This is a genomic window from Actinoplanes sp. 13 (assembly GCF_056134165.1).
Genome location: NZ_JBVYOQ010000001.1, coordinates 860,059 through 886,290, shown reverse-complemented (window position 1 = coordinate 886,290; position 26,232 = coordinate 860,059). Strand labels below are relative to the sequence as shown.

The following is a 26,232-nucleotide window of genomic DNA, read 5'->3' as shown; positions in this document are numbered from 1 at the left end:
GTCAGTCGTTGCTGTGCAGAGCGGTGTTCAGCTCGATGCCGGTGCCCTTGCGCGGCCGGGCCTCCAGCGCGCCGGAGACCGAGTTGCGCCAGAACAGGAGATTGTTCACACCGGACAGCTCGATGGCCTTCACCACACGGCCGTCCGGCAGGCTGATCTTCGAGGCCGCGGTGATGTAGGTGCCCGCCTCGACCACGCAGTCGTCGCCGAGCGAGATGCCGACGCCCGCGTTCGCGCCGAGCAGGCTCCGCTCGCCGATGCGGATCTTCGCCTTGCCGCCGCCGGAGAGCGTGCCCATGATCGACGAACCGCCGCCGATGTCCGAGCCGTCGCCGACCACCACGCCCTGCACGATGCGGCCCTCGACCATCGAGGTGCCCAGCGTGCCGGCGTTGAAGTTGACGAAGCCCTCGTGCATGACGGTGGTGCCGGACGCCAGGTGGGCGCCGAGCCGGACCCGGTCGGCGTCGGCGATCCGGACGCCGGACGGCACGACGTAATCGGTCATCCGCGGGAACTTGTCGACGCCGTACACGGCCAGCTGGCGGCCCGCGGCACGCTCCAGGAACCGCAGCTCGTCGACCCGCTCCGGCGGGCACGGGCCGGCCGAGGTCCAGGCCACGTTCGCCAGCTTGCCGAAGACGCCGTCCAGGTTCAGGCCGTTCGGCTCGACCAGGCGGTGCGAGAGCAGGTGCAGCCGCAGGTACGCGTCGGAGGCGTCCCCGATCGGGTCGGCCAGCGACTTGAGCGTCACGCGGACCTCGACCGTGCTCAGGCCGGGGAGCAGCTTGGTGCCGGTCAGTCCGGCGGGCAGCGCCGGCGCGTCGGCGGGCTCCTCACCCAGCCCCAGGTACCCCGCGGGGAACCAGGTGTCGAGGACCTGCCCCTCGGCGGTGACGGTGGCGAGGCCGATGCCCCAGGCGGGCGAAGTCGAGATCGCGGTTTCCACGAACCGCACCCTACTAGACCTCGGATGAGCCCTCAGCGACGTCATATGGCCCCGGTATGGTGCGCTCATGGCCAACCCGCTGACCCCGGATGTGCTGGTCGACCCCGTCATGCTGACCCGTGCGCTGGTCGACGTCCAGTCCGTTTCCCGCGACGAGAAGGCGATCGCCGACTTCGTCGAGGACTCTCTCCGCCGGGCCGACCACCTGACCGTGCGCCGGCTGGGAAACACCGTCATGGCCAAGACCAAGCTGGGCCGTGCGCAGCGCGTCGTGCTGGCCGGCCACCTGGACACCGTGCCGCTCAACGACAACTGGCCGTCCACTGTCTCCGACGACCTGATCTACGGCTGCGGCACCGCGGACATGAAATCCGGTGTCGCGCTCGCCCTGCACCTGGCGGTCACCCTGCCCGACCCGCGGTACGACATCACCTATCTCTTCTACGAGTCGGAGGAGATCGAGTCCGAGCACAACGGTCTCAACCTGGTCGCCGAGTCCCACCCGAAATGGCTGAAGGCCGACTTCGCGGTGCTGCTCGAGCCGACGTTCGGGCTGGTCGAGGCGGGGTGCCAGGGCACCATGCGGGTCCGGGTGCGCACCCGGGGGCGCCGGGCCCACACGGCACGGGCGTGGCGCGGGGTGAACGCCATCCACGCGATGGGCGAGGTGCTGCGGCGCCTCGAGGGCTACCACCCACGGACCGTGACCATCGACGGGTGCACTTATCGGGAAGGCCTGAGCGCGGTGCGGATCGCCGGCGGCATCGCCGGCAACGTCGTCCCGGACGACTGCTACGTCGACGTCAACCTGCGCTTCGCGCCGGACCGTTCGGAGAAGCAGGCGCTGGAGCATCTGCAAGAGATCTTTTCGGGGTACGACCTCGAGGTCACCGACTCCGCGCCGGGCGCCCTGCCCGGCCTGAGCGCCGCGCCGGCCCGGGAGTTCCTCGCGGCGATCGGCATCGAGCCCGCCGGCAAGCTCGGCTGGACCGATGTGGCCCGCTTCGCCGCCCTCGGCATCCCGGCGCTCAATTACGGCCCGGGCGATCCGGCGCTGGCGCACGCGCCGGACGAGCACGTCGAGATCGGGAAGATCCGCGACGGTGCGGCCACGCTCTATCGCTGGCTGGCGCCCTGAAGCGTGCGATCCGCCTCAGACCTGCGGGACAGCCACCCGGCCGATCGCGCGTTGCGGCACCAGGCCCAGCTGCAGGTCCTGCGGGTTTATCTCCATGGTCGCCTCGGGATCGACGGCCGGCTCGGCGTCCCGGGCCGCGAAGGCGACCCGCCGTTCCTCCACCACGAGGCGGATCTGGCGCTGCATGCGCCGCTGCATCTTGAGGCGCTCGTATCGGTTGGTCACAGTGGTTGCTCCTTCGCCGGGAGCCCGGTGATGCCAGGTCGGTAACAGTACAGACGTGCCGGAGCTACTGTCGGTTGCTTCAATCTGGCAAAAAGGTCTGCGGGTCGCAATCCTCTTACCGAAACGCACCCGGTTATTCACCGGGTACTGACTGTCCGAACTACCTTGGTGGCATGACGGACAGCACCAAAGGGCGACCCCAGGTCCAGCCGGCACAGCCCAGGCCGGAACGTCATCGCGGCGCGGTCACGTTGCGCCGTGACTCCATCCCGCCGAGCACGGCCGACCAGAAACTGCTCGACTCCCATCACCGCGGCGAGTGGAAGACCAAGGACGCCTGGCGGGCGCTGCGGATCCTCTCCGAGTTCGTGGAGGGCTTCGACACCCTGGCCGATCTGCCGTCGGCGGTGAGCGTCTTCGGCTCGGCCCGCAGCAGCCCGGACAGCTACGAGTGCCAGCTGGCCGAGAGCCTGGGCGCGGCCCTCGCCGAGGCGGGGTACGCGGTGATCACCGGCGGTGGGCCGGGAGTGATGGAGGCCGCCAACCGGGGCGCCACCGAGGCCGGCGGGATGTCCGTGGGCCTGGGCATCGAGCTGCCCTTCGAGCAGGGCCTCAACGACTGGGTCGACGTCGGCATCGACTTCCGCTACTTCTTCGTGCGCAAGACCATGTTCGTCAAGTACGCGCAGGCCTTCGTGGTGCTGCCGGGCGGCTTCGGCACGCTGGACGAGCTGTTCGAGGCGATCACCCTGGTCCAGACGAAGAAGGTGACCCGGTTCCCGGTGATCCTGATGGGCGCCGAGTACTGGGGCGGGCTGCTGGACTGGCTGAAACGGCGGATGCTCGACGACGGCAAGATCAGTGAGGCGGACCTGGACCTGATCCAGGTCACCGACGACGTCGCCGAGGCGGTGCGGATCATCGTGGAGGCCGATGCGGCCCTGGCCGACTCGAACGGGACCAGGTGACGTGGCGGCGATCTGCGTCTTCTGCGCCTCCTCGAACACCCTCGAACAGCGGTGGCTCGACCTCGCCACCGAGACCGGCCGGGCGCTGGCCGAACGGGGCCACGTCCTGGTCTCCGGCGGCGGCTGCGTCGGCATGATGGGCGCCGTCGCCGACGGCGCCCGCTCCGGCGGTGGCCACACCCTGGGCGTCATCCCGCAGTGCCTGGTGGACCTGGAGGTCGCCGACGTCGCGTCGGACGAGCTGCTGGTCACCGCCGACATGGCCGCGCGGAAGAACGTGATGATCGACCGCTCGGACGCGTTCATCACCCTGCCGGGCGGTCTCGGCACCCTGGACGAGCTCTTCGAGGTGTGGACCACCGCGACCCTCGACGTGCACCGCAAGCCGATCGTGCTGCTCGACCCGGACGGCTTCTACGACGGCCTGCTGCGCTGGCTCGGCGGTCTGGTCGACGACAAGTTCGTCCGGCCGGCCGCGATGGAGATCATCCAGGTCGCCCGGTCCGTCCCGGCGGCGCTCGACCTCATCGAGGACACCCTCGGCTCGGAATAACGTCGTACCGGCGTGCTCTCATAGATGCCGTGAGCACGCCGGCCCCCCCTTCCCCGGTGCGCCGGCCGGCCTATCGGCTGGTCCGGCGCCCCCGCGCGGTCGTGCCCGGGTTGCCGCTCGACGAGACGCAGCGCCGGGTGACCGAGCACACCGACGGCCCGCTGCTGGTGATCGGCGGTCCGGGCACCGGCAAGACGTCGGTGCTGGTCGAGGCGGTCGCGGCACGCATCGCCGCGGGGACCGACCCGGAGCGGATCCTGGTGCTCACCTTCGGCCGCCGCGGTGCGGCGGCGCTCCGCGACCGGATCGAGGCGCGGATCGCCGACGACCCCGGGCGGATCGTGCACGAACCGCTGGTGCGCACCTTCCACGCGTATGCGTTCGGGCTTCTCCGCCGGGCCGCGGCCGAGCGCGGCGAGCCCTCCCCGCGCCTGCTGACCGGTCCGGAGCAGGACCTGATCATTCGGGAGCTGCTGAGCGTCGTCGGCGACCCCGAGGCGGTGGATCAGATCGGCTGGCCGGAGGCGCTGCGCCCGGCGCTGCCCACCCGCGCCTTCGCCCAGCAGCTGCGAGACCTGATGCAGCGTGCCGCCGAGCGCGGCGTCGGCCCGGTCGAGCTGGCCCGGCTGGGCGAGCGCCTGGGCCGCGACGACTGGCCCGCCGCCGCGCGCTTCCTCCGGGAATACGTGGCGGTGCTCGCCCTGCGCGACGTCACCACCCGCGGCTCGACCGCCTACGACCCGGCCGAGCTGGTGCGGGCCGCCTCCGGGCTGCTGGCCGACGATCCCGGCCTGCTGGCGGCCGAGCGCCGCCGCCTCGAGTTCGTCTTCGTCGACGAGCTGGCCGAGACCGACCCGGCCCAGGTGGAGCTGCTGTCGCAGGTCGCCGGCGGCGGCAAGCCGCTGGTCGCCTTCGCCGACCCCGACTCGTCGGTCTACGGGTTCCGTGGCGCCGACCCGGAGGTGGTGTCGGCCTTCCCGGACCTGTTCCGGACGGCAGCGGGTGCGCCGGCCGGGTCCGTCGTGCTGCACATCAACTACCGGGCGGCGCCGCCGCTGCTCTCGGCGACCCTGCGGGTGGCCCGGCGCATGCGCGGCGCGGTGGGCCACCGCCCGATGTTCCCGCCACCGGACCCCGCCACCGCATCCACCCCCCACGGCGCCGACGCCCCTGACGGCGCCGACGCCCCTGACGGCGCCGACGCCCCTGACGGCGCCGACGCCCCTGACGGCGCCGACACCCCCGACGGCGCCGACACCCCCGACGGCGCCGACACCATCAAAAGTGCCGACGCCCCCGAGAGCGTCGGCCGGCCAACGCCGTCGGATGCGTCGGCTGCGGATCCGTTCGGGCCGAGACCGGAAGCCGTCGTGCGGACGTTCCGGGCACCGGCCGCGGAGACCGCCTACATCGCGCATGCGCTGCGCGAGGCACACCTGCTGCACGGCGTCCCGTGGTCGCGGATGGCGGTGCTGATGCGGTCCACGGCGCTCCAGCAGCCGGCCGTGCAGCGTGCCCTGGCCGCCGCCGGGGTGCCGACCGTCATCCACGCCGAGGACCTGCCGCTGCATCTGCAACCCGCGGTCGCGCCGTTCCTGCTGCTCCTGCGCTGTGCGCTCGACCCGCAGGTGCTCGACGAGGAGGCCGCGGTCGCGCTGCTGCACTCGTCGCTCGGCGGCGCCGACCCGCTGGCGGAGCGCCGCCTGCGCCAGGGTCTGCGGGCGCTGGCCCTGGCCGCCGGTGACCGGCGGCCCTCCGGCGAGCTGCTGGTCGACGCCGTGCGCGACCCCTCCGGGCTGGACATGGTGGACCGGCGCTGGGCCCGCCCGGCCCAGACGATCGCGCGGTTGATCAGCGTCGTCCGGGAGGCTGCCGCCGAGCCCGGCGCCACCGCCGAGGACGTGCTCTGGGCGGTCTGGCGGGCCAGCGGTCTCGCCGACCGGTGGTACGCGATGAGCACCCGCAACGCCCCCATGCCGGACCAGCGTGAGCTGGGCCGGGCCCGGCAGTGGCGGGCCGAGGCCGCCGACCGCGACCTGGACGCGATCGTGGTGCTGTTCGACGCGGCCGCCCGGTTCGTCGACCGGTTGCCCGGCGCGCGCACCGAGGTGTTCCTCGACCACGTGCTGGCCCAGGACCTGCCCGCCGACTCGATCGCCCCGAGCGCCGACCGCGGCGACGCCGTGCGACTGCTCACCGTGCACGCGGCGAAAGGCCTGGAGTGGGACGTCGTGGTGCTGGCCGGCGTGCAGGAGGGCATCTGGCCGGACCTGCGGCTGCGGGGCAGCCTGCTCGGCTCGGAACGTCTGGTCGACGTGCTGGCCGGGCGGCCCGCCTCGGGCGCGGCGGCTGTGGTCGCCGAGACGTCCGCGCTGCTCGACGAGGAGCGGCGGCTGTTCTATGTGGCGGTCACCCGGGCCCGGCGGCGGCTGGTCGCCACGGCGGTCGCCTCGGCGAGTGTGGGCGGTTCGGTGGGTGAGGAGCAGCCGAGCCGCTTCCTCACCGAGCTGGCGCTGCCCGTGCCCCGCCCGAACGACGGTCCGGAGCCGCCCCCACCGGCCGAGCCCCCCGACCCGCCCGAGCCGGACCCGTGGGACACCGGCCCACCGGACGACGCGGGCCCGCGAGACGACGCAGGCTCGCCGGAGGACACCAGCCCGCGCGACGATGCCGGCCCGCCGGATGACGCCGGCCCGCCGGAGGACACGGACGGCCCCGACCCCGGGCCCGACAACAACGTCGAGCCGCCTGACGACAACGTGGAGCCGCCTGACAACGACGTCGAGCTGATCGACGACGACGCCGAGGCCGAGCTTCCCGTCGGTCGGGCACCCCGGGCCCTCACCCTCGCCTCGCTGGTGGCCGAACTTCGTACCGTCGTGGTGGGCGCCGACGAAACGCCCGGCCGCCGCCGCGCCGCCGCAGCCGAGCTGGCCCGCCTGGCCGCCGCCGGCGTCCCCGGCGCGCACCCGGACGAGTGGTGGGGCCTGCGCCCGCTCTCCGACGACCGGCCGCTGGTCGAGGAGGGCGAGCCGGTCAAGGTCACCCCGTCGTCGATGGAGAGCGCGCTGCGCTGCAGCCTGCGCTGGCTGCTGGAGCGGCACGGCGGCGCGCCCCCGGCCGGCCCGGCGCAGGGCATCGGCAACCTGGTGCACGCCGCCGCGATGCTCGCCGAGGACGCGAACGCCGACCGGGAGAAGCTGGTGGAGTACGTGTCCGCCCGGTTCGACTCGATCGAGCTGGCGGCCCGCTGGATGGCCGGCCCGGAGCAGGAGCGCGCCCAGGGCATGGTCGACAAGCTGCTGCGCTGGCTGGCGGCGAACCCGCGGCGGCTGCTGGCGATCGAGCACGAGTTCACCGTGCGGCTGGAGGACGAGCGCCGCCCGATCCAGCTCACCGGGCGGGTGGACCGGCTGGAGATCGACGAGGACGGCCGGCTCGTGGTCATCGACCTCAAGACCGGTAAGAGCACCGCCGTCACGTCCGCGGACGTGGCCGAGAATCCGCAGCTCGCCGGCTATCAGACCGCCGTCGACGCGGGCGCATTCGAGGACTACGGGCAGACCAGCGGTGGCGCCGCCCTGGTGCAGCTCGGGCCCGGCAAGGAGGCCCGGGAGCAGATGCAGGTGCCGCTCGCCGACGCCACGGATCCGCAGTGGGCGTACTCGATGGTTCGCCGCACCGCCGAGACGATGGCCGCGTCGACCTTCTCCGCGGTGGCCAACAGCCGGTGCCGGGTCTGCCCGGTCCGCACCAGCTGCCCCATCTCCGGCAAGGGCCGGCAGGTCGTCGAGCCGGGCCCCCGACAACCGGATCAGTGATGACTCAGCCGTCCCTCTTCGCCGACACCCCGGCACCGCGCGCCCGCGCGGACGCCGGTCCCCGCTACACCCCGCGTGAGCTGGCCCGCATGCTGCGCCTCCCGCCGCCCACCCCGGAGCAGGAAGCGATCATCGCCGCGCCGGTGGACCCGCTGCTGGTCGTCGCCGGCGCCGGCTCCGGCAAGACCGAGACCATGGCTTCCCGAGTGGTCTGGCTGGTCGCCAACGGGTACGCGCATCCCGGCGAGATCCTCGGCCTCACGTTCACCCGCAAGGCCGCCGGCGAGCTGTCCCACCGGGTCCGCACCCGCCTCGGCCAGCTGATCCGCCGCCTGGGCCGGGACGACGCCTTCGCCGGTGAGGCGACCATCTCCACCTACCACGCGTACGCCGCGCGGGTCGTCACCGAGCACGGGCTCCGCGCCGGGTACGAACCGTCCGCCCGGCTGCTCACCGAGGCCGCCCGCTGGCAGATCGTCGACTCGCTGGTCCGGTCGTACACCGGTGAGATGACCGGGCTGAACCGGGCGCCCGGCACCGTCACCGACGACGTCCTGGCGCTCTCCGGCGAGCTGGCCGAGCATCTGGTCTCTCCGGGTGACCTGGCCGCCTGGACCGGCCGCTTCTTCGCGGAGATCCAGGAGTACCCGGGCCGCGTCTACAAGGACGTCGCCGAGGCGCTGCGCCGCCAGCAGCACCGGCTCACCCTGCTGCCCCTGGTCCGCCTCTATGAGCAGCGCAAACTCGACCTGGAGGCGATGGACTTCGGTGATCAGATGGCCCGGGCCGCCCGGGTGGCGCGGGACCATCCCGAGGTCGGCGAGATCGAGCGTGGCCGTTTCCGGATCGTGCTGCTCGACGAGTACCAGGACACCAGCCACGCCCAGGTGACGATGCTGAACAACCTGTTCGGCGGCGGGCACCCGGTCACCGCGGTCGGTGACCCGTGCCAGTCGATCTACGGCTGGCGGGGCGCCTCGGCGGGCACGCTGGAACGCTTCCCGGACGATTTCACCGACCGGGCCGGCCGGCGCGCCTGGGTGCGCAGCCTGACCCGCAGCTGGCGCAACCGGCCGGAGATCCTGCGGGTGGCGAACACCCTCGCCGCCCCGCTGAACGCCCGGGTCGGCGTGCTCAAAGCGGCCGACCGGGTGGCCGAGGCGGTGGGCGGGCGGACGGTGACCTGCGCGCTGCTGCCGACGTTCGCGGACGAGGCCGCCTGGATCGCCGACTCGATGCTGACCGCCTGGCGTCTGGTCGCCGGCATGCCGGTCCTGCCCGAGCAGATCCCCCTGGAGAAGCGCCCGACCAGCGCGGTGCTGGTCCGGGTGCGCAGTCAGATCCCGGCGATCGAGGAGGCGCTGCGGGCCCGCGGTCTGCCCGTCGAGGTCGTCGGCCTGGGCGGGTTGCTGGACACGCCGGAGGTGCGCGACGTCGTCTCCACCCTGCGCGTGCTCGCCGACCCGACCGACGGCGCCTCGCTGTTGCGCCTGCTCACCGGCGCCCGCTGGCGGATCGGCCCGCGCGACCTGGTCGCCCTGCACCGGCGGGCGCGCGCGATCGCCGCCGCGCGGACGGCTCCCGGGCAGGCTGCTGAGGAACCGGAAGGCGTCATGTCGGACCGCCTCGACGACGCCACCCTGGTCGAGGCGATGGCCGACCTCGGCCTGCCCCAGCAGTACTCCACCGAGGGCTACCAGCGGCTCCGGGCGTACAGCCGGGAGCTCAGCGCCCTCCGGCAGCGCCTGGACCAGCCGCTGCCCGACCTGCTCGCCGACATCGAGCGCACCATGGGGCTGGACGTCGAGGTCGCGGTCCGCGGCTGGGCGGCCGGGGACGCCGGTCTCGCCCGCGGTCATCTCGACGCGCTCGGTGACGCGGCCACCCGGTACATCAGCGAGAACGAGAGCGGCACCCTCGCCGGGTTCCTCGCCTTCCTGGCCGCCGCCGAGGAGGAGGAGCGCGGCCTGGAACCGGGCCAGGTCGAGGTGACCGAGGGTGCCGTGCAGATTCTGACCGCGCACGCCGCGAAAGGCCTGGAGTGGGACGTGGTCTCGGTGGCCGGCCTCTGCCGGGGCGTCTGGCCGGGCCTGTCCCGCAGCTCCGACCACTATCTCGGCGGCATCGGCGTGCTGCCGTTCCCGCTGCGCGGCGACGCGCCCGGTCTGCCCGACCTCGACCTCTCGGACGCGCTCGAGCAGAAGGACGTCGCCGCGGCGGTCACCGCCTTCGGCCGGGCCTGGCGCGAGCACGACGAACGCGAGGAGCGGCGGTTGGCCTACGTCGCGGTCACCCGCCCGCGACGGCTGCTGCTCTGCTCCGGTTACTGGTGGGGCGACGGCGTGAAGCGCCCGCGCGGCCCGTCGGTCTTCCTCGACGAGATCCGCGCGACCTGCGCGGAGGGTGCCGGCGTGGTCGACGTCTGGACCCCCGAGCCGGCTCCCGACGAGTCCAATCCCAGCGACCGCGTGGTGGCCAACGCCGAGTGGCCCGCCGACCCGCTCGGTCTGCGCCGCCCCGCCATGCAGGTCGCCGCCGACCTGATCCGCCGCATGATCGAGAACCCGGACGCCTCCGCCGCCGAGGCCTTCGCCGACCTCGCCGCGAGCGACCCCGAGGTGGCGGCGCGCGCGGGTCTCGCCGCCGATCTGGCCGGCCTGGCCGGTCCCAGCTACATTCCCCACCAGGCGGGCTGGGATCACCCCGACGATCAAGATCCCACTGTGGTACGACCGGAGCACACCGCCCACAAGCCGCGCCCAGAGGCTGTCACGCCGGGCGAAGGGGCCGTACCAAACGCCGCGCCGAGCGACATGCCGGGTGCCGTACCAAACGCCGCGCCGAGCGACATGCCGGGTGCCGTACCAAACGCCGCGCCGAGCGACATGCCGGATGCCGTGCCGGATGCCGTGCCGGGCGACGTGCCCGATGCCTCGCCGGGCGGCTTGGTGAGCGCCGCCCCGGCGGGCTCGCCCGAGCGTGCGGAGGTCCTCGCCGTCGCGGTGGCGGCCGATCGTGCCGCCGACGCCGAGGATCCGGACATCGCCCGCTGGCGGCGGGAGGCCCAGCTCCTCCTGGCCGAGCGGGCCGAGCGCACCCGCCACGACGGCCCGATCGAGGTGGCGCTGCCCCCGCACCTCTCCGTCTCCCAGCTCGTGATCCTCCGCAAGGACCCGCAGGCCCTGGCGCGGTCGTTGCGCCGGCCGCTGCCGCACCGGCCGGCCCCGCAGGCACGCCGGGGCACGGCCTTCCACGCCTGGCTGGAGCAGCGGTTCGGCTCGGCCCGGCTGATCGACATCGACGAGCTGCCGGGCGCCGCCGACGAGGGCGCGGCCGGCGACGAGGAACTCGCCGGGCTGCAGGAGGCGTTCCTGACCGGCGAGTGGGCCGAGCGGACCCCGATCGAGGTGGAGGTGCCGTTCGCCACGACCGTCGCCGGCGTGGTCCTGCGTGGGCGGATGGACGCGGTCTTCGCCGACCCGGACAACCGGTTCGACGTCATCGACTGGAAGACCGGCCGCCGCCCGTCCGGCGCCGAGGCCGAGGCCGCCGCGGTGCAGCTCTCCGCGTACCGGATCGCCTGGGCCAGCCTGGCCGGCGTCCCGGTCCGCCACGTCCGCGCCGGCTTCCATTACGTCCGTGAGCAAGTCACGGTCCGCCCCGCCGACCTGATGGACGCCGTGTCCCTGGCCGCCCTGATCGAGGAGATCCCCGCCGAGTCCCTCTGACGCATGCTTTCCCGCGCCGGCTCACCCAGCGCGCGCCGCGCGTCGGCGGGGCTTGCGCGACAGCATCCCGTTCGGCGGCTGCGAGGTCCTCAGCGGCCTCCCGCGTCGGCGGCGGCGAGCAGATGCAGCAGCGCGGCGGCGTAACTCTCCTCGGGATTGGACGCGGTGAAGACATGCTCGCGGCCGAGCAGCTCCACCCGTACCGCATAGGTCCCGTCGTCCCGCCGTAACTCGCGGAAGGTCGCGCCGAGCAGCTCGCGCAGCTGGTCCTCGCGGGGCAGCCAGATCGTCTCGTCCATGTCGACGTCGTCGAGCGCCCACTCGGTGGTCCCGTTGAAGCCGATCATGCGCCCTTCCGGACGGTCGTGCACCTGGATCGTCATGTTGCTGAGCACGAAGAGCTCGTCGTCCAGATCGCGGTCGGGTATCGCGAACCGGTCGCCGGGCTGGGGCTTCCAGGACAATCCTGCGGCTTTCAACTGCCGCGCGAGTTGTACGCCGAGCACTTCTCAGTCTCCTCCGCCGTGATACGCTCACCGGCGTTGTCAGTGTTTGGTTCCCAAGTACTTAGGAGCGCCTGTGGGGAATTCTGCCCCAGGCGCTCTTTGTCGTAACCCGGGTTTCTCCGGTACGGGCGATCAGTACGGCGACACGAGCCCCGCAGAATGCGGGCCTTACCACTTCGTTCCCGTCCATAATGGTCGGGAACGATCGACCGTCTAGGAGACGAGCATGGTTACCGGCGTTGTGAAGTGGTTCAACGCGGACAAGGGCTTCGGGTTCATCACCCCCGACGACGGCGGCGCCGACGTCTTCGCCCACTTCTCCGCGATCCAGATGTCGGGCTACCGCAGCCTGGAGGAGAACCAGCGGGTGGAGTTCGAGGTGACCCAGGGCCAGAAGGGCCCGCAGGCCGCCAACATCCGGTCCGTCTGAAATCTCCCGTCTGACTGGCGGTCGCCGGCCGCGGCCGCACAGTCGCGTGAGATCTGAGAGGTCCTCAGTCCGTACACCACACGGACCGGGGACCTCTTCGCGTTTCCAGCTCCGGTCCGGCCGGCTTCCGGGGCGGCTCCGGCATCCCCAACGCCGGCCGTGAAGCACCGGCCGGCTCTTGGGGTCGCTCCGGGGCCTCGCAGCAGCCCCGGGCGCCAGTCGGAGGCGTGTGGTGGGGCGAGGTAACAGCAAGGGCCTCCGGGGTTCCGGAGGCCCTTGATTGTTCTGCTCGCCCGTCCGAACACGATGCCGCGCCGTGCGCGGCCAGGGGCGGCGGCTCGGACGGATCCAACCGCGGGTGGCGGGAGGTCGGACAGAAGCGGCTGCCGGTGGCGGGAGGTCAGACAGAAGCGGCTGCCGGCGGCGGGATGTCAGAGGCGCTTGCGGGTGGGAGCGGAGCCGTACCGCCCAGGTGGGCCGGGAGCCACCAGCGGTCGTCGTCACCGGAGGGCTTGTCCGGGTACGCCCGCTGCACCGCGTCCAGCAGGCCGGTCAGCCGCTCCTTGAGCAGCGCCGTGACGGCCTCGGGGGTGGCGCCCTCCGGCATCGTGACCGGCTCGCCGATCTTGATGAGGACCGGCACGTGGCGCTTGGTCAGTTCCTTCTTGCGGCCCTTGGTCCAGAGCCGGTGCGGGCCCCAGACAGCCATCGGGATCAGCGGGACGCCGGCCTCCTGCGCCATCCGGGCGGCGCCCGACTTGAGGCCCTTGACGGTGAACGACTCGCTGATCGTCGCCTCGGGGAAGACGCCGACCACCTCGCCACGCCTCAGCGACTCGATGGCCTCGCGGAACGCCGCGGTGCCGGCTTTACGGTCGACCGGGATGTGCCGCATGCCGCGCATCAGCGGGCCGCTGATCCGGTGGTCGAAGACCTGCTTCTTCGCCATGAACCGCACCAGCCGCTTGGCCGGCTGGGCCCCCAGGCCGCAGTAGATGAAGTCGAGGTAACTGGAGTGGTTGCTGGCGAGCACTGCCCCGCCAGTGGCCGGGATGTTCTCGGCGCCCTCGATCTGAATCTTGTTGTCGAGCACTCGGAACATCGTCTTTGCCAACGCGACGACCGGGGGATACACCAGTTCCATGGCAGCACGGTAACCGAACTTTCACGGAACCGCCTGGGTCGGGGCGGACAATCCCGGTACACGCATCGGCGTGCGGGAACCTCGGTGGTGTTCACTGGAGAGCATGCCCGAACCCCACTCCTGGAGCGCCTCCGGTCACCGGCCGGGCGGGTCGTGGGCTTCGGGTGTGGTGACCGCCTCGGGCGTACCGAATCCGGGGTCTCCACCGCCGCCTGAGCCGGCGGCGCCCCCGCCGGACGGACCACGACGGCGCCGGCGGCAGTTGATGATCTTCGGTGGGCTGGCGGGCGGGATCCTTGCGATCGGCCTGACGGTTCTGCTGGTGGTGCTGCTGACCGGTGACGGTGATCCGTTCGGGGAGCGCGAGGCCGGGCCGGTCGACGTGCGACCGCCGCTGGCCCTGGCCTGCCCGGCGCCGACCGGGTCACCGAGTGCGGAGGCCACCCGGGCGCCGTCCGCGCCGCCGCCGGCCACCGGCGAACGGACCGAGGACGCGGAGGCCGGCATCTCGTACCGGAAGTACGGCAGGCCGTGGGAGGTCTGGGACCGGGTGTGGCGGGCCGGCACGCTGGAGGTGCCCTACAAGGTCGGCCAGCACTTCGTGACCGAGATGTACAGCAGCGGTGAGTACCACGCGTCGATCCTTTCCGCAGCGGTGCCGGCGGCCGACAACGACGCGGTCTCGCTGGATCTGGAATGCGTCGGGCGGCAGGTCGCGGCGGACGTCCGCGCCGAGTACTACCCGCAGCCGAACACCATGGAGCCGCTCCGCGACGAGGTCACCGTGCTGGGCGGGCGGCCGGCCTGGGTGAGCGAGTTCCGGCTGCGTTTCTCGACGCCGGGGCTGACCGCCACCGAGGAGTTGTCCGCGGTGGCGGTCATCGACGTCGGCAAGCCGACGGCGGCGGTGCTGTACGTGTCCGTGCCGGGCACCCACAAGCAGTTCGACTACGTCGTCGAGGAAGTGCTGGAGTCGGTGCGGCCGCTCTAGCTGCCGGTCAGGCCCCAGCGCTTGCGCAGCGCGTTGTCGGCGGTGTTGAACAGCATGTCGATCAGGATGCCGATGACCAGCACCACGATGATGTAGCAGATGACCAGCGAGGCTTCGCTGAGCTCCCGGGCCTGCTGCATGCGCACACCGATGGAGAGCGCGCCCGGCACGATGACCAGCAGTTCACCGGCCATCAGGCTGCGCCAGGAGAACGCCCAGCCCTGCTTGAGCCCGGAGATGAACGACGGCAGCGAGGCCGGCAGGATCAGGTGCCGGTATTTCGCCAGACCGCGCATGCCCAGCACCTGGCCCACCCGCAGCCAGGTCCGTGGCACATAGTCGATGCCGCTGATCAGGCCGTTCGCCACCGAGGGCGCGGCCCCGATGATCACCACGAACATGATGGCGCTCTCGCTGATCTGGAAGAGCAGGATCGCGAGCGGGAACCACATGATCGACGGCATGGTCTGCAGACCGGTGATCAGTGATCCGATGGCCGCCCGCAGCGGCGCGAACCGCGAGACCGCCGCGCCGATGACGGTGCCGATGATCACCGCGAACAGGAAGCCGGTGAGGGCCCGGATCAGGGTGAGCTGGACGCCGTCCCAGAACGACGCGGTGGTGATCAGGTCGGCCAGGTCGGTGAAGACCGTCTCCGGGCCGGGCAGCACGTAGGGCGGCTTCCACTCGGCGAGCACCACCGCCTGCCAGGCCGCGATGACGATCGCGACGGCGAGCAGCTTGGGCCAGGTGTTGCGCCACACGCGCAGGCCGAGGCTGCCCTTCTCCTTCCGGGGCCCCAGCTCCAGCGCGTCGAGGCCGCTGAGCCGGTCGGCCGCCGCGCTGTCGGCTCCGGCGACGGCCGGGTTCGTGCCGTTGCGGTTCGCGTCGTGAGTGGTCTCAGTTGGCATGACGGGCCACCTCCGCGCGGAGCCGGTCGGTGATCTCGGCGGCCTGGCCGGCCACCTCGGGGGAGTCGATCCGCCGCGGGCGCGGGTGGCCGATCACGAAGTCCTCGATGACCCGGCCGGGCCGGCTGCTCAGCAGGACGACCCGGTCGCCGAGGCGGACCGCCTCGCGGACGTTGTGCGTCACGAACAGCACGGTCAGCTCCTGCTCGCGCCAGATCCGCTCCAGCTCGTCGTGCAGGATGTCGCGGGTCATCGCGTCCAGCGCGCCGAACGGCTCGTCCATCAGCAGGACGTCGGCGTTCTGGGCGAGCGCCCGGGCCAGGGCGACGCGCTGCCGCATGCCGCCGGAGAGCTCGTGCGGCCGCTTGCCGCCGAAGCCGCCCAGCCGGACGATCTCCAGCAGCTCCGCCGCCCGCTTCTTGCGGTCGGCCCGGCCGACGCCGCGCAGGCGCAGCGCCAGCTCGACGTTGCCGGCCACCGAGAGCCACGGGAAGAGCGCAGCCTCCTGGAACATCAGGGAGACGTGCTCGCCGTTGACGTCCAGGGTTCCGCCGCTGATCCCGTCGAGCCCCGCCACCAGCGAGAGCAGCGTGCTCTTGCCGCAGCCGGACGCGCCGAGCAGGCAGACGAACTCGCCCTTGCCGACGGTCAGCGACACCTTGTCGAGGGCGAGCAGCGCGTTGCCGCCCGACCCGTACTGCTTCGAGACGCCGTCGAGGCGCACGACCGCGTTGCCGCGGCCGGCGCCCTGTCCGACGTCCGTGGTCTCGGTGAGGCTCACGGAATCCTCCTCTGCGCCCGTCAGGCCGCGGCGTCGCTGACCTCAGGCTGGTTGTCAGCCTTGAGGACCTCGTTGAGCAGGGTCAGGTCGTAGATGCCCTTCAGGTCCACCGGCTTGAGCAGGCCGACACTCTCCGCGTGCTTCGCGCTGGTGTAGAGCGACGAGGCGATCGGGTCGTGGGTGAACTTCAGGTTCTTGAAGGCGGCCTGCAGGATCTCGTCCTTGAGCGGCTTGCCGGAGAGCGCGGCGATCTGGTCGTTGGCCGCCTTCTGCGCCTCGGCGTTGTTGGTCTCGATGAACTTGACCGACTTGACGTGGCCCTGGAGCAGCTTCTTGACCGTGCCCGGGTACTTCTTCAGGAACTCCTGGCTGACGATCAGGTGGGTGGTGACGAACTCGCTGTTCGGCCAGAGGGTTTTCTCGTCGACGAGCAGCTTGCCCTTGGACTCCAGCAGCAGGCGGCTCAGGTTGGGCTCCGGCACCCAGGCGCCGTCGATCGCGCCCTGGGCGAAGGCCTGCAGCGTGGTCGCGTTGTCCTGCGGCTGGATCGAGACGTCGCCGCCGCCCTGCTGGTCGGCGTTGAGGCCGTTCTCCTTCAGCCAGGCGCGCAGCGCGACGTCCTGGGTGTTGCCCAGCTGCGGGGTGGCGATCTTCTTGCCCTTGAGGTCGGCCGGGGTGTTGATGCCCTCCTTGACCACCAGGCCGGCGCCGCCCGAGGTGCTGCCGGCGACGATCTTCAGCGCCGTGCCCTTGGACTGCGACCAGCCGTTGATCGCCGGGTTGGGGCCGATGTAGGTGGCGTCGACGGCGCCGGAGAACAGCGCCTCGATCGCGGCCGGGCCGGCGTTGAACGTCTTCGGGTCCAGCTTGGTGCCGGTGCCCAGCGCCTCTTCGAAGAACTTCTGGTTGACGCCGACCAGGGCCGGGGCGTGGGTGATGTTCGGGAAGTAGCCCAGGCGCAGGGTCTCCGCCTCGGCGGCCCCGCCGCCCGTGGCGGCGGCGCCCTCGTCGTCCGAGCCGCAGGCGGCCAGGGCGGTCGAGGCCAGCACGGCGGCCGAGGCGAGGGCGAGCGCACGTATGGTGCGGGAGCTCATGCTCACTCCTAATTTGTTCTCATTGAGATCTGGGAGAGTTCGGCCAGCGTCCGGTGGTCGACGACGCCCTCGATGGCGGCCTCGACGGCGATCCACACGTCGTGCAGCCCCGTCGCCGCACCGTGGTAGGTCGCCGTGGACGTGGGGAGTCCCCGGACCGTGGTGAGGGCGCCGCCGACGGCGCGTACCACGTCGCCGACGGTGATCTCCTCGGCCGGGCGGGCCAGGGCGTACCCGCCGTCCACGCCGCGGTGGCTGTGCAGCAGCCCGGCCCGGCGCAGGTCCAGCAGGATGCCCTGCAGAAAGCTGAGCGGGATGTCCTGGGCGGCCGCCAGTCCGGCGGCCTTGACCAGGCGAGGGTGCTCGACGGTGACCGCGAGCATCGCGCGTACGGCGTAGTCCGTGCGAGCCGAGACGTACACGACGCGCGCCCCCTTCCGCCGAATCTTCGCATTACCTATCTGTTGGATGGGAATGATGTATCAAGTAGGGGACGAGCGTCAACCCGGGCCCGGATTCGCGCCGGTCGCGACGAGATGCGGTGCGAGCGCATCGGGCGACTACGGCGCGGATCGACGCCGACACGCTAGATTCGTACCGTGGCGCCCAGAATCAAGATCCCCGCGACGAAATATCCGGTCGAGCGGTTCACCCTCGGCAACGGTCTGCGCGTGGTCCTCTCGCCGGATCGCAGCGCCCCGGTCGTCGGCGTGGCCGTCGTCTACGACGTCGGCATCCGCAGCGAACCCGAGGGCCGGACCGGCTTCGCCCACCTCTTCGAGCACCTGATGTTCCAGGGCTCGGCGAACCTGGAGAAGCTGGCCCACTTCCGGCACGTGCAGGGTGCGGGCGGCAGCTTCAACGGCTCCACCCACCTGGACTACACCGACTACTTCGAGGTGCTGCCCGCGGGCGGCCTGGAGCGTGCGCTGTTCCTCGAGGCCGACCGCATGCGCGGGCCACGGCTCACCGAGGAGAACCTGCGCAACCAGGTCGACGTGGTCAAGGAGGAGATCCGGGTCAACGTGCTGAACCGGCCGTACGGTGGGTTCCCGTGGCTGAAACTGCCTCCGGTGATGTTCTCCACGTTCGCCAACGCCCACGACGGATACGGCTCCTTCGCCGACCTGGAGAGCGCCACGGTCGCCGACGCGCAGGGCTTCTTCGACCGCTACTACGCCTGCGGCAACGCGGTGCTCTCGGTGGCCGGCGACTTCGACGTGGCCGAGGCGACCGCGATGATCGAGCGGCACTTCGGCGACGTGCCGGCGCGGCCCGCTCCGCAACTGCCCGACTTCGCGGAACCCGACCTCGACGGGGAGCGGCGCGAGTCGTACACCGATCGGATCGCTCCGTTGCCCGCCGTCGCGGCCGGCTGGCGGGTGCCCGACCCGATCGGCGCCTTCGCCGACTACCTGCCGTTCGCGGTCCTCGCCGAGGTGCTCACCGACGGCGACGCCTCCCGGCTGGTGGAGCGTCTGGTCCAGCGCGACCGGACGGCCACCACGCTCGGCGGCTACCTCGGCTTCATGGGCGACGAATACCAGGTGCGCAACCCGACGGCCATGCTGCTCCAGGCGCACCTGCCGCCCGGCGGCGACGCCGACAAGGTGATGCGGACCATCGACGAGGAACTCGACCGGCTCGCCGCCGACGGGCTCAAGCCGGGCGAGCTGGACCGGACCCAGGCCCGGATGGCGACCCGCCTGCTGCACGACACCGACGCGGTGCTCGGCCGGGCCCTGCCGATGGCCGTGCTGGAACTGCAGCGCGGCCGACCGGAGCTGCTCAACGAGCTGCCGAAGCTGATCAGTGAGGTCGGCGCCGAGCAGATCGCCGCCGCGGCCGCCACTCTGCGGCCCGAGCGCCGTGCTGTCGTCGAAGTCATCCCGGGAGCCTCGGCATGATCGACTGCACCGAGCGGCACTCAGCCGCACCGATGGACGGCCTCGCGGGCGAGGGCCGGGAGAGCATGCCCAAGGAGGCACAGCGTGAGCATGACCCTTCCTGACCTTGTTCCGGACGCCGAGCTGCACCTGCCGCCGGAGGCCGAGCGCACGCTGCCGAACGGGCTGACCGTGATCGCGATCCGCCGGTCCGCGGTGCCGCTGGTCGAGGTGCGTCTGCGCATCCCGTTCGGGCGGGCCCCGCTGGCGCCCGCGACGCTGCTCTCCCAGGCCCTGTTCACCGGCACGAGCACGATGTCCAGCATCGACATCGCCGCCGAGCTGCAGGCCGTGGGCGGCAGCCTGGCCGCCGGCCTCGACCCGGACCGCCTGCTGATCAGCGGCAACGCCCTCGCCGACGGGCTGGGCCGGACGCTGGAGCTGCTCGCGTCGGTGCTGACCGACGCGACGTACCCGGCCGAGGAGGTGGTCACCGAGCGGGAGCGCCTGGTCGACCACATCCAGGTCGCGCTGAGCCAGCCCGCCCACCTGGCCCGGGTCGCGCTGCTGAAGCGGATCTACGACAGCCACCCGTACGCGGTGCAGACCCCGGCGCCGGACGAGGTCCGGGCGGTCGGGAACACCGCGCTGCTCGAGCTGCACCAGGCCCGGGTCCGCCCGCAGGGCGCGGTGCTGGTGCTGGTCGGTGACATCGATCCGGACCAGGCGATCGACACCGCGGAGAAGGTTCTCGGCGGCTGGACCGGCACCGCGCCGGACGGTCGGATCGAACCCACCCCGGCCCTGGTCACCGGCCCGCTGGTCCTCGTGGACCGGCCGGGCTCGGTGCAGTCCTCGCTGCGGATGGCACTGCCCGGCGTGCCGCGCACCGACCCCGGTTACGCAGCCCTGAGCCTGGCCAACTTCGTCTTCGGAGGCTATTTCTCGTCCCGCTGGGTGGAGAACATCCGCGAGGACAAGGGCTACACGTACGGGTCGCACTCGGTGATCGAGCACTTCGTCGCCGGCTCCGCCCTGCTGGCCGCCGCCGAGGTGGCCACCGAGGTGACCGGTCCCTCGTTGCTCGAGACGCTCTACGAGCTGGGCCGCATCGCCAGTCTCCCGCCCGGCGAGGAGGAGCTCGAGCAGGCCCGCCGGTACGCGCTCGGCACGCTCCGCCTGGGCATGTCGACCCAGGCCGGTCTCGCCGGTCTGGCCAGCATGTACGCGGGCTTCGGCCTCCGCCTCGACCACCTGCGCGAGCACTCGGCGGCACTGGCCGCCGCCACCCGCGAGGAGGTCGCCGCCGCGGCGGCGCGACATCTTGCCCCGTCCCGCGCGGTGACCGTGGTGCTCGGCGACGCCGAGAAGATCGAGCCGCAGTTGTCCGCCCTGACCGTCGTGGAGCGCAGCACGCAGTGACCGAACCGGAGCAACCCGACCTGGGCGAACAGCCCGGCACCCCGCCGCTGGCCCGGACCAGGCTGGACCGGGCCGCGCACCGCCGCAAGGACGACCGGTGGCTGGCCGCGGCCTGGGAACGCGGCCAGGTCCTGGTGATCGACATGGCCGGCGGTGGCCGGTCGCTGGTCGGCGACCGGCCCGGCGGCGGCGTCGCGCTGGTGCTGGTGCCGTCGGCCGAGGCGCCGGAGGCGGAGCGCTGGTTCCTGGGTGAGGACGTCGACGGCACCCCGATCTGGACCGTGGACGCCCCGGTCGTCCCGGCCGCCGACACGCGCGCGGCGACCCTGCGCGAGATCGGTCACCTCCTCGACGACCGGGACGCGGGGCTGTTCACCGCGGCGGCGGCGCTCGGGAACTGGCATCGCAGTCACCGCTTCTCGCCGCGGACCGGGCGGGAGACGGTGGCGGTCGAGGCCGGCTGGGCGCGGGCCGACGCGGACGGGCAGCTGATGTGGCCGCGCACCGACCCGGCGATGATCGTCCTGGTGCACGACGGGGTGGCCGGACCGGGTGGGCGCTGCCTGCTCGGCCACAACTCGGCCTGGGGCACCGGGCCGGACGGGATGCGGCGGTTCTCCTGCCTGGCGGGTTACGTCGAGCCGGGCGAGTCCGCCGAGGCCGCCGTGCTGCGGGAGGTTCGTGAGGAGGTCGGCATCCGGCTCTCCTCGCTGCGGTACGCCGGCAGCCAGTCCTGGCCGTTCCCCGGCTCGCTGATGCTGGGCTTCCACGCCGTGGCGGATGCCGCGCAGCCGCTGCTCCTCGACCCCGAGGAGATCGACGAGGCGCACTGGTTCACCCGCGAGGAGATCGCCAAGATGATCGCCGGCGGATACGTGCACCCGGGTTCCGGCGTGCCGATGAGCCTGCCCATGGCCTCCTCGATCGCCTTCTATCTCGTGGAGAAGTGGCTGGCCGCCGGCGGCTGAGAAAAAGAAAATTTCTCCGATCGGCTGGCAACCAATCCGAGGGTTGGTCGCGTCTTGGTTACAAAGACCGAGAGGGGAACCGATGACCCAGGTGGAAGCCCCGGCGTGGACGCCGATGTCCGCTGAGGAGCGGGAGGCGTTCGACCGCGACGGCTACATCGTCGTGCCGTCGGTGCTGAGTGAGAGCGAGATCGAGGTCGGCCGGACCGCGATTCTCGGGGCGTACGAGAAGGGCAAGCGAGACGGAAAGCTCGGGCCGACGGGGGCTCTGCACCAACTCTCCCCGATTGCCGGGGTGCCGGAACTGGCGTTTCTCCTCGATCACCCGAAGGCGTTCAAGTACATCTGGTCGCTTCTCGGATGGAACATCCACGTCTACCACTCGCACATCGACGTGCACCCGCAGATCCACGAGAAGCAGAAGGACTGGTGGCACTGGCACCAGGACGGCGGCCGGCAGAACCGGGAGATCGAGACCGACCCGCGCCCGATGCTGTCGGTGAAGCTGGCGTACTGGTTCTCCGACGTGAGCGAGACCGGCCGGGGCAACTTCACCGTCCTGCCCGGCAGCCACAAGACCAACTGGCTGCCCGGCCCGCCGAGCCGCGGCGTCCCGTGGCCGCAGCCCGAGGGCGCGGTCCAGATCACCGCGAACCCCGGTGACCTGGTCGTCTTCGACCGGCGCATCTGGCACGCCCGGTCGGACAACTACTCCGACATCACCCGCGTGGGCGCCTTCTTCGGCTACACCCCGCGCTGGATCGCGATCCGTGACGAGGTCGCCGACCTGCCCGGCCGGCCGGAGTGGAACAACCTCTCTGAGGTGCAGAAGCAACTGCTCGGCGGCTTCGGCAAGGGTGACGGCGACCACCAGTGGGGCCACTACCCGGAGACCACGCCGCTCTACGGCGCGCTCAAGGAGCGCGGCCTGCTCGACTCGAGCATCCCGGCGCTGATCCCGTAACACGCATTTCATAAGACACGCGAAAGGGCCGTCCCGGTTGGGGACGGCCCTTCGTGGGGCTCAGGCTGAGCGGGCTCAGGCCGAGATGGTGGCCAGGTGCTGCTTGACCTGGACGATCGACGGGTTCGTCAGCGCCGAGCCGTCGGAGAACTTCAGCGTCGGAACGGTCTGGTTGCCACCGTTCACGCTGCGCACGAACGCGGCCGAGGCCTCGTCCTGCTCGATGTCCACGACGTCGTAGGCGATCCCCTCACGGTCGAGCTGCGACTTGAGGCGGTGGCAGTAACCACACCAGGACGTCGAGTACATGGTCAGCATCGGTCAAGGCTCCTTCGATACAGGTCACACGGCGGTGCGGCTGAGAGGCACAACGCCCCGTGGGGGTGTCATGATTCCCTACCGTGCGGACTGATGGGGTGCTGGCCGGGCTCGACCCGGAACAGCGGACGGCGGTGACCGCTCCCGCCGGCCCGGTCTGCATCCTGGCCGGCGCCGGAACCGGTAAGACTCGTGCGATTACCCACCGGATCGCCTACCGAACCTCGACCGGTGAGATCAACCCGAGGCATGTGCTCGCGGTGACCTTCACGGCCCGGGCCGCGGCCGAGATGCGCGCCCGCCTCACCGCGCTGGGCACCGGTGGCGTGCAGGCCCGGACGTTCCACGCGGCGGCCATGCGGCAGGTGCGGTACTTCGCGCCCCGCCTGTTGGAGGGCCGGGCGATGCCCGAGCTGATGGAGAGCAAGGCCAGGATGGTCGGCCTCGCGGCCGCTCGGGCGGGGGTGCGCGCCGACCGGGCAGCGGCCCGCGACCTGGCCGGCGAGATCGAGTGGGCCAAGTCCTCGCTCGTCGAGCCGGGGGAGTACGCGGTGGCCGCTGCCAAGGCGCTGCGGGAGCCGCCGTTCGAGCCGGCCCGGGTGGCCGAGGTGTTCGCCGCCTACGAGTCGCTGAAACGCCGCCAGGGCGTGATCGATTTCGAGGACCTGCTGCGCGCCGCGGTCTGGGGCATCGAGGAGCACCCGGACGTCGCCGAGCAGATCCGCAACCAGTACCGGCACTTCGTCGTCGACGAGTACCAGGACGTCAACCCGCTCCAGCAGCGGCTGCTCGACTCCTGGCTGGGCGGCCGCGACGACCTGACCGTGGTCGGCGACGCCAGCCAGACGATCTACTCGTTCACCGGGGCCACCTCGGCGTACCTGATCGACTTCCCGCGGCAGCGGCGCGGCGCCGTGGTGGTCCGGCTGGTCCGGGACTACCGCTCGACGCCGCAGGTGGTGGGGCTCGCCAACGCGGTCATCCGGCAGGCCCGGGGCACCGAGGCGAAACTGCGCCTGGAACTGGTCGGCCAGCGTCCCGGCGGCCCGGAACCGGAACTCAAGATCTTCCCGGACGAGCCGGGCGAGGCCACGGCGGTGGCGCGGCGGTGCCGGGAGCTGATCGCGGCCGGCACCCCGGCGAGCGAGATCGCGGTGCTCTTCCGGACCAACGCGCAGTCCGAGGCGTACGAGGAAGCGCTCGCCGAGGCCGAGGTGCCCTATCTGGTGCGCGGCGCGGAACGGTTCTTCGAACGGGCCGAGGTGCGCCAGGCGATGGTGGCGCTGCGTGCCGCGGTGCGCTCCACCCCCGGCGAGACCCCGCTGGTCGAGGCGGTCGTGCAGGCGCTCTCCGCGACCGGCTGGAGCCGCGGCCAGCCACCTCCCGGCGGCGCGGCACGCGAGCAGTGGGAGGCACTGGCGGCGCTGGTCACCCTCGCCGAGGAGTACGCGGCGACGCCGGAGATCCTGCCGATCGGTGAGGCCGGCCGGGTGCAGCGTGACGTGTCGCTCGCCGCCTTCAACGAGGAGCTGGCCCGCCGCGCCGAGCAGCAGCACGCGCCGACCGTGGCGGGCGTCACGCTGGCCTCGCTGCACTCGGCCAAGGGTCTCGAGTGGGACGCGGTCTTCCTGGTGGGCCTGGCCGACGGGACACTGCCGACGACGTACGCGAAAACACCCGACCAGCTCGAGGAGGAGCGCCGGCTCCTTTACGTGGGGGTGACCAGAGCCCGCCACGTGCTGTGGCTGTCGTACGGCCAGTCCCGCGCCCCGGGCGGTCGCCCCCGCCGTCCGTGCCGGTTCCTTCCGCAGCTGGAGCGTTCCGGCACCACCGAACGCGCCGGTGAGCGCAGTCGGAAACCCGACCGGCGCCGTCCGCAGGTGTCCTCCTGCCGCATCTGTGGCACCACCCTGCTCGCCGGCGCGGACCGCAAACTGGGCCGCTGTCCCACCTGCCCGTCCGACCTCGACGAGGACCTTTACGCGCGCCTGCAGGTGTGGCGCGCGGCCACCGCGGCGGACCTCAAAGTCCCTGCATATGTCGTGTTCACCGACGCCACTCTGGTGGCGGTCGCGGAGCGCCGCCCGGCCGGGCCCGCGGAACTGCTCGCCATCGCCGGGATCGGGCCGCGCAAACTCGGTCAGTACGGCGACGCGGTCTTCGCTCTGGTGGCCGGTGCGAGCCCCGATGACCTCGCCTCAAAAAACTTTGAAAACTAGTCCGTTAATTCGTTTGCCCTCTCCTGTAGGGCAGGCATAGCCTCAGAACACACCTCGGCGAGTGATGGTTTTCGCCGGGGCGAACGACCCGATGGCAACACCAGACAGCAACACCACGAGAGCAACGTTTCGGAGGAGGTGGCAACGATGAAGCTCAACACCCTGATGCGTCCGTCGATGCTGCCGACTGCTGTCTGCTCCGTGCCTGTTGGCTCTCTGCCCGTTTCTCTGCCGACCACCGCCGCCCCGTGGGCGCCGGCGGCGGCTGCTGAGCGGGTGTCGCAGGTGCACCAGGTCCTGATCCAGGCCGAGCTGGGCAAAACGGCTCTGGTGCTCGTCGACGGAAACCAGGGGACCACTGGGTTCAGCACCACCATCTCCCGCAAGCGCTACACGGATGGTGGCAGCGGTGTCCCGCCTCGAGGAAGGCCGGTCTGATAAACCAGACCTCCGGCTCACCTCGAGGCCGCGGAACCCGTAACCGGGATCCGCGGCCTTAATTTTTTGCCGGCTACCAGCCGGTGCACGACCGGACTGCGATCCAGAAGATCGAGAAGAAGAGAGAGGTGACCGGGCTTTATGAGTCTGGCGCTGGCCCCGATCGACGCGAACGTCGAGCTCGAGGCAAACCTGCCCTGTCGGAAGTTCGACCCGGACCTGTGGTTCTCGGACTCCCCGGCCCAGCTGGAACTGGCCAAGTCGCTCTGCGGGGACTGCCCGCTGCGCGCCGAGTGCCTCGCCGGCGCGGTCGAGCGGAGCGAGCCCTGGGGTGTCTGGGGCGGCGAGATCTTTGAGCGTGGCGCCGTGGTTCCGCGCAAGCGGCCCCGTGGCCGTCCGCGTAAGGCTGACGTCGCTCGCGACGCCGAGCTGGCTGTCGAGGTCGAGGAGCGGCTCGCCGCGAACGGTCTGGACTCGCGCAACTCGGTCCGGTTGGCGGCCTGAGATGACGACCCTCCCCATGCACGTACCCGAGATCCGGAAGACGAGTACCGAGATGCACCCGAATGGAGCCACCAAGATGAGACTCATCCAAGAGGCGCTCTCCAGAGCCCGAATGCCTCGGCCTCAGAGCGACCGCGCACCTGAGGCTTACCGTCCCGCCCGCCGCATCGCGATGGAGGCCCGGCACCGGGCCGCCCGTGAGCTCGGGGTCTGATTCCCACCTTCCACAGATCCGCTGCCAGGGAAATGAGAAAGGCCCATCCGTCGATACGGA

23 protein-coding genes are annotated in these 26,232 nt (G+C 71.8%); 14 read left to right on the top strand and 9 right to left on the bottom strand.

The genetic code is table 11. The annotated features are described in order from the left end of the window. Position 1: 1 nt before the first annotated feature. On the bottom strand, positions 2–949 hold the full coding sequence (gene dapD / locus AC0NH5_RS03970; RefSeq protein ID WP_474399969.1) for a 2,3,4,5-tetrahydropyridine-2,6-dicarboxylate N-succinyltransferase: 948 nt from the start codon (positions 947–949) through the stop codon (positions 2–4). A gap of 67 nt (positions 950–1,016) precedes the next feature. Between dapD and dapE the strand changes: the two genes are divergently transcribed. Continuing rightward, positions 1,017–2,087 (top strand): succinyl-diaminopimelate desuccinylase, encoded by a 1,071-nt coding sequence (gene dapE / locus AC0NH5_RS03965; protein ID WP_474399966.1) that lies wholly within the window; start codon positions 1,017–1,019, stop codon positions 2,085–2,087. Positions 2,088–2,102: 15 nt separating this feature from the next. On the opposite strand, the gene AC0NH5_RS03960 is transcribed toward dapE, so the two are convergent. After that, entirely contained in the window at positions 2,103–2,312 is a 210-nt protein-coding gene (locus tag AC0NH5_RS03960; RefSeq protein ID WP_474399963.1) for a hypothetical protein, read from the bottom strand. Positions 2,313–2,485: 173 nt separating this feature from the next. Here AC0NH5_RS03960 and AC0NH5_RS03955 point away from each other — a divergent pair, with 173 nt between their 5' ends. The 4 genes from AC0NH5_RS03955 to AC0NH5_RS03940 are packed head-to-tail and all read left to right on the top strand — an operon-like array spanning position 2,486 to position 11,382. Continuing rightward, the gene (locus AC0NH5_RS03955; protein WP_474399960.1) at positions 2,486–3,280 is read left to right on the top strand and encodes an LOG family protein; all 795 of its coding nucleotides are present in this window, start codon (positions 2,486–2,488) and stop codon (positions 3,278–3,280) included. Position 3,281: 1 nt separating this feature from the next. Then, positions 3,282–3,833 carry an LOG family protein gene (locus tag AC0NH5_RS03950; protein WP_474399958.1) on the top strand — a complete coding sequence of 184 codons (552 nt, stop codon included), beginning with the start codon at positions 3,282–3,284 and terminating at the stop codon, positions 3,831–3,833. Between the two features lie 29 nt (positions 3,834–3,862). After that, positions 3,863–7,654: an ATP-dependent helicase gene (locus AC0NH5_RS03945; protein WP_474399955.1), complete on the top strand. Its 3,792-nt coding sequence runs from the start codon at positions 3,863–3,865 to the stop codon at positions 7,652–7,654. After that, positions 7,654–11,382, top strand: a complete 3,729-nt coding sequence (locus AC0NH5_RS03940; protein ID WP_474399952.1) for an ATP-dependent helicase — start codon at positions 7,654–7,656, stop codon at positions 11,380–11,382. Before AC0NH5_RS03945 ends, AC0NH5_RS03940 begins: the two co-directional genes overlap by 1 nt. Positions 11,383–11,471: 89 nt before the next feature. Here the strand turns inward: AC0NH5_RS03940 and AC0NH5_RS03935 are convergent, their stop codons facing one another. Further along, a complete protein-coding gene (locus AC0NH5_RS03935) occupies positions 11,472–11,888 on the bottom strand; it encodes a pilus assembly protein CpaE (RefSeq protein WP_474399949.1) in 417 nt (138 codons plus the stop codon). Positions 11,889–12,114: 226 nt separating this feature from the next. Between AC0NH5_RS03935 and cspE the strand changes: the two genes are divergently transcribed. Further along, complete coding sequence (gene cspE / locus AC0NH5_RS03930; protein ID WP_014447450.1) at positions 12,115–12,318, top strand: transcription antiterminator/RNA stability regulator CspE; 204 nt, start codon at positions 12,115–12,117, stop codon at positions 12,316–12,318. A gap of 400 nt (positions 12,319–12,718) precedes the next feature. Here the strand turns inward: cspE and AC0NH5_RS03925 are convergent, their stop codons facing one another. Continuing rightward, positions 12,719–13,462 carry a lysophospholipid acyltransferase family protein gene (locus tag AC0NH5_RS03925; RefSeq protein WP_474399945.1) on the bottom strand — a complete coding sequence of 248 codons (744 nt, stop codon included), beginning with the start codon at positions 13,460–13,462 and terminating at the stop codon, positions 12,719–12,721. Between the two features lie 103 nt (positions 13,463–13,565). Between AC0NH5_RS03925 and AC0NH5_RS03920 the strand changes: the two genes are divergently transcribed. Beyond that, on the top strand, positions 13,566–14,453 hold the full coding sequence (locus AC0NH5_RS03920) for a hypothetical protein (protein ID WP_474399942.1): 888 nt from the start codon (positions 13,566–13,568) through the stop codon (positions 14,451–14,453). Here AC0NH5_RS03920 and AC0NH5_RS03915 read toward each other — a convergent pair. Genes AC0NH5_RS03915 through AC0NH5_RS03900 form a run of 4 tightly spaced genes read right to left on the bottom strand, consistent with a single transcriptional unit; the run spans position 14,450 to position 17,661 of the window. Further along, positions 14,450–15,364 carry an ABC transporter permease gene (locus tag AC0NH5_RS03915; RefSeq protein ID WP_474399939.1) on the bottom strand — a complete coding sequence of 305 codons (915 nt, stop codon included), beginning with the start codon at positions 15,362–15,364 and terminating at the stop codon, positions 14,450–14,452. The two genes, AC0NH5_RS03920 and AC0NH5_RS03915, sit on opposite strands and share 4 nt — an antisense overlap. Next, the gene (locus AC0NH5_RS03910) at positions 15,354–16,145 is read right to left on the bottom strand and encodes an ABC transporter ATP-binding protein (protein WP_474399936.1); all 792 of its coding nucleotides are present in this window, start codon (positions 16,143–16,145) and stop codon (positions 15,354–15,356) included. The genes AC0NH5_RS03915 and AC0NH5_RS03910 overlap by 11 nt, the downstream gene beginning before the upstream one ends. Before the next feature lie 20 nt (positions 16,146–16,165). Further along, complete coding sequence (locus AC0NH5_RS03905; protein WP_474399934.1) at positions 16,166–17,239, bottom strand: ABC transporter substrate-binding protein; 1,074 nt, start codon at positions 17,237–17,239, stop codon at positions 16,166–16,168. 8 nt (positions 17,240–17,247) lie between these two features. After that, positions 17,248–17,661: an RrF2 family transcriptional regulator gene (locus AC0NH5_RS03900; RefSeq protein ID WP_474399932.1), complete on the bottom strand. Its 414-nt coding sequence runs from the start codon at positions 17,659–17,661 to the stop codon at positions 17,248–17,250. Between the two features lie 177 nt (positions 17,662–17,838). Here AC0NH5_RS03900 and AC0NH5_RS03895 point away from each other — a divergent pair, with 177 nt between their 5' ends. The 4 genes from AC0NH5_RS03895 (at position 17,839) to AC0NH5_RS03880 (ending at position 22,479) form a co-directional block, all read left to right on the top strand. After that, positions 17,839–19,146 (top strand): M16 family metallopeptidase, encoded by a 1,308-nt coding sequence (locus tag AC0NH5_RS03895; RefSeq protein ID WP_474399930.1) that lies wholly within the window; start codon positions 17,839–17,841, stop codon positions 19,144–19,146. 90 nt (positions 19,147–19,236) lie between these two features. After that, positions 19,237–20,547, top strand: a complete 1,311-nt coding sequence (locus AC0NH5_RS03890) for a M16 family metallopeptidase (RefSeq protein WP_474399928.1) — start codon at positions 19,237–19,239, stop codon at positions 20,545–20,547. Further along, entirely contained in the window at positions 20,544–21,515 is a 972-nt protein-coding gene (gene nudC / locus AC0NH5_RS03885) for an NAD(+) diphosphatase (RefSeq protein ID WP_474399927.1), read from the top strand. The genes AC0NH5_RS03890 and nudC overlap by 4 nt, the downstream gene beginning before the upstream one ends. Before the next feature lie 82 nt (positions 21,516–21,597). Further along, positions 21,598–22,479, top strand: coding sequence for a phytanoyl-CoA dioxygenase family protein (locus AC0NH5_RS03880; protein WP_474399925.1), 882 nt, complete (start codon positions 21,598–21,600; stop codon positions 22,477–22,479). A gap of 75 nt (positions 22,480–22,554) precedes the next feature. On the opposite strand, the gene AC0NH5_RS03875 is transcribed toward AC0NH5_RS03880, so the two are convergent. Continuing rightward, positions 22,555–22,797, bottom strand: a complete 243-nt coding sequence (locus tag AC0NH5_RS03875) for a mycoredoxin (protein ID WP_474399923.1) — start codon at positions 22,795–22,797, stop codon at positions 22,555–22,557. 83 nt (positions 22,798–22,880) lie between these two features. Between AC0NH5_RS03875 and AC0NH5_RS03870 the strand changes: the two genes are divergently transcribed. The 3 genes from AC0NH5_RS03870 to AC0NH5_RS03860 all read left to right on the top strand — a co-directional run bounded on the left by AC0NH5_RS03870 (position 22,881) and on the right by AC0NH5_RS03860 (position 25,958). After that, entirely contained in the window at positions 22,881–25,016 is a 2,136-nt protein-coding gene (locus tag AC0NH5_RS03870) for an ATP-dependent DNA helicase UvrD2 (protein WP_474399920.1), read from the top strand. Positions 25,017–25,163: 147 nt separating this feature from the next. Further along, positions 25,164–25,454: a hypothetical protein gene (locus tag AC0NH5_RS03865; RefSeq protein ID WP_474399918.1), complete on the top strand. Its 291-nt coding sequence runs from the start codon at positions 25,164–25,166 to the stop codon at positions 25,452–25,454. A gap of 141 nt (positions 25,455–25,595) precedes the next feature. Further along, positions 25,596–25,958, top strand: a complete 363-nt coding sequence (locus AC0NH5_RS03860) for a WhiB family transcriptional regulator (RefSeq protein WP_474399915.1) — start codon at positions 25,596–25,598, stop codon at positions 25,956–25,958. The last annotated feature ends 274 nt before the right edge of the window (positions 25,959–26,232 follow it).

Bases quoted from the DNA above. Each gene is read 5' to 3' on its own strand.
- dapE (WP_474399966.1), top strand. From the start codon at position 1,017: ATGGCCAACCCGCTGACCCCGGATGTGCTGGTCGACCCCGTCATGCTG.
- AC0NH5_RS03955 (WP_474399960.1), top strand. From the start codon at position 2,486: ATGACGGACAGCACCAAAGGGCGACCCCAGGTCCAGCCGGCACAGCCC.
- AC0NH5_RS03940 (WP_474399952.1), top strand. From the start codon at position 7,654: ATGACTCAGCCGTCCCTCTTCGCCGACACCCCGGCACCGCGCGCCCGC.
- cspE (WP_014447450.1), top strand. From the start codon at position 12,115: ATGGTTACCGGCGTTGTGAAGTGGTTCAACGCGGACAAGGGCTTCGGG.
- AC0NH5_RS03925 (WP_474399945.1), bottom strand. From the start codon at position 13,462: ATGGAACTGGTGTATCCCCCGGTCGTCGCGTTGGCAAAGACGATGTTC.
- AC0NH5_RS03920 (WP_474399942.1), top strand. From the start codon at position 13,566: ATGCCCGAACCCCACTCCTGGAGCGCCTCCGGTCACCGGCCGGGCGGG.
- AC0NH5_RS03915 (WP_474399939.1), bottom strand. From the start codon at position 15,364: ATGCCAACTGAGACCACTCACGACGCGAACCGCAACGGCACGAACCCG.
- AC0NH5_RS03905 (WP_474399934.1), bottom strand. From the start codon at position 17,239: ATGAGCTCCCGCACCATACGTGCGCTCGCCCTCGCCTCGGCCGCCGTG.
- AC0NH5_RS03890 (WP_474399928.1), top strand. From the start codon at position 19,237: ATGACCCTTCCTGACCTTGTTCCGGACGCCGAGCTGCACCTGCCGCCG.
- AC0NH5_RS03880 (WP_474399925.1), top strand. From the start codon at position 21,598: ATGACCCAGGTGGAAGCCCCGGCGTGGACGCCGATGTCCGCTGAGGAG.
- AC0NH5_RS03875 (WP_474399923.1), bottom strand. From the start codon at position 22,797: ATGCTGACCATGTACTCGACGTCCTGGTGTGGTTACTGCCACCGCCTC.
- AC0NH5_RS03865 (WP_474399918.1), top strand. From the start codon at position 25,164: ATGAAGCTCAACACCCTGATGCGTCCGTCGATGCTGCCGACTGCTGTC.
- AC0NH5_RS03860 (WP_474399915.1), top strand. From the start codon at position 25,596: ATGAGTCTGGCGCTGGCCCCGATCGACGCGAACGTCGAGCTCGAGGCA.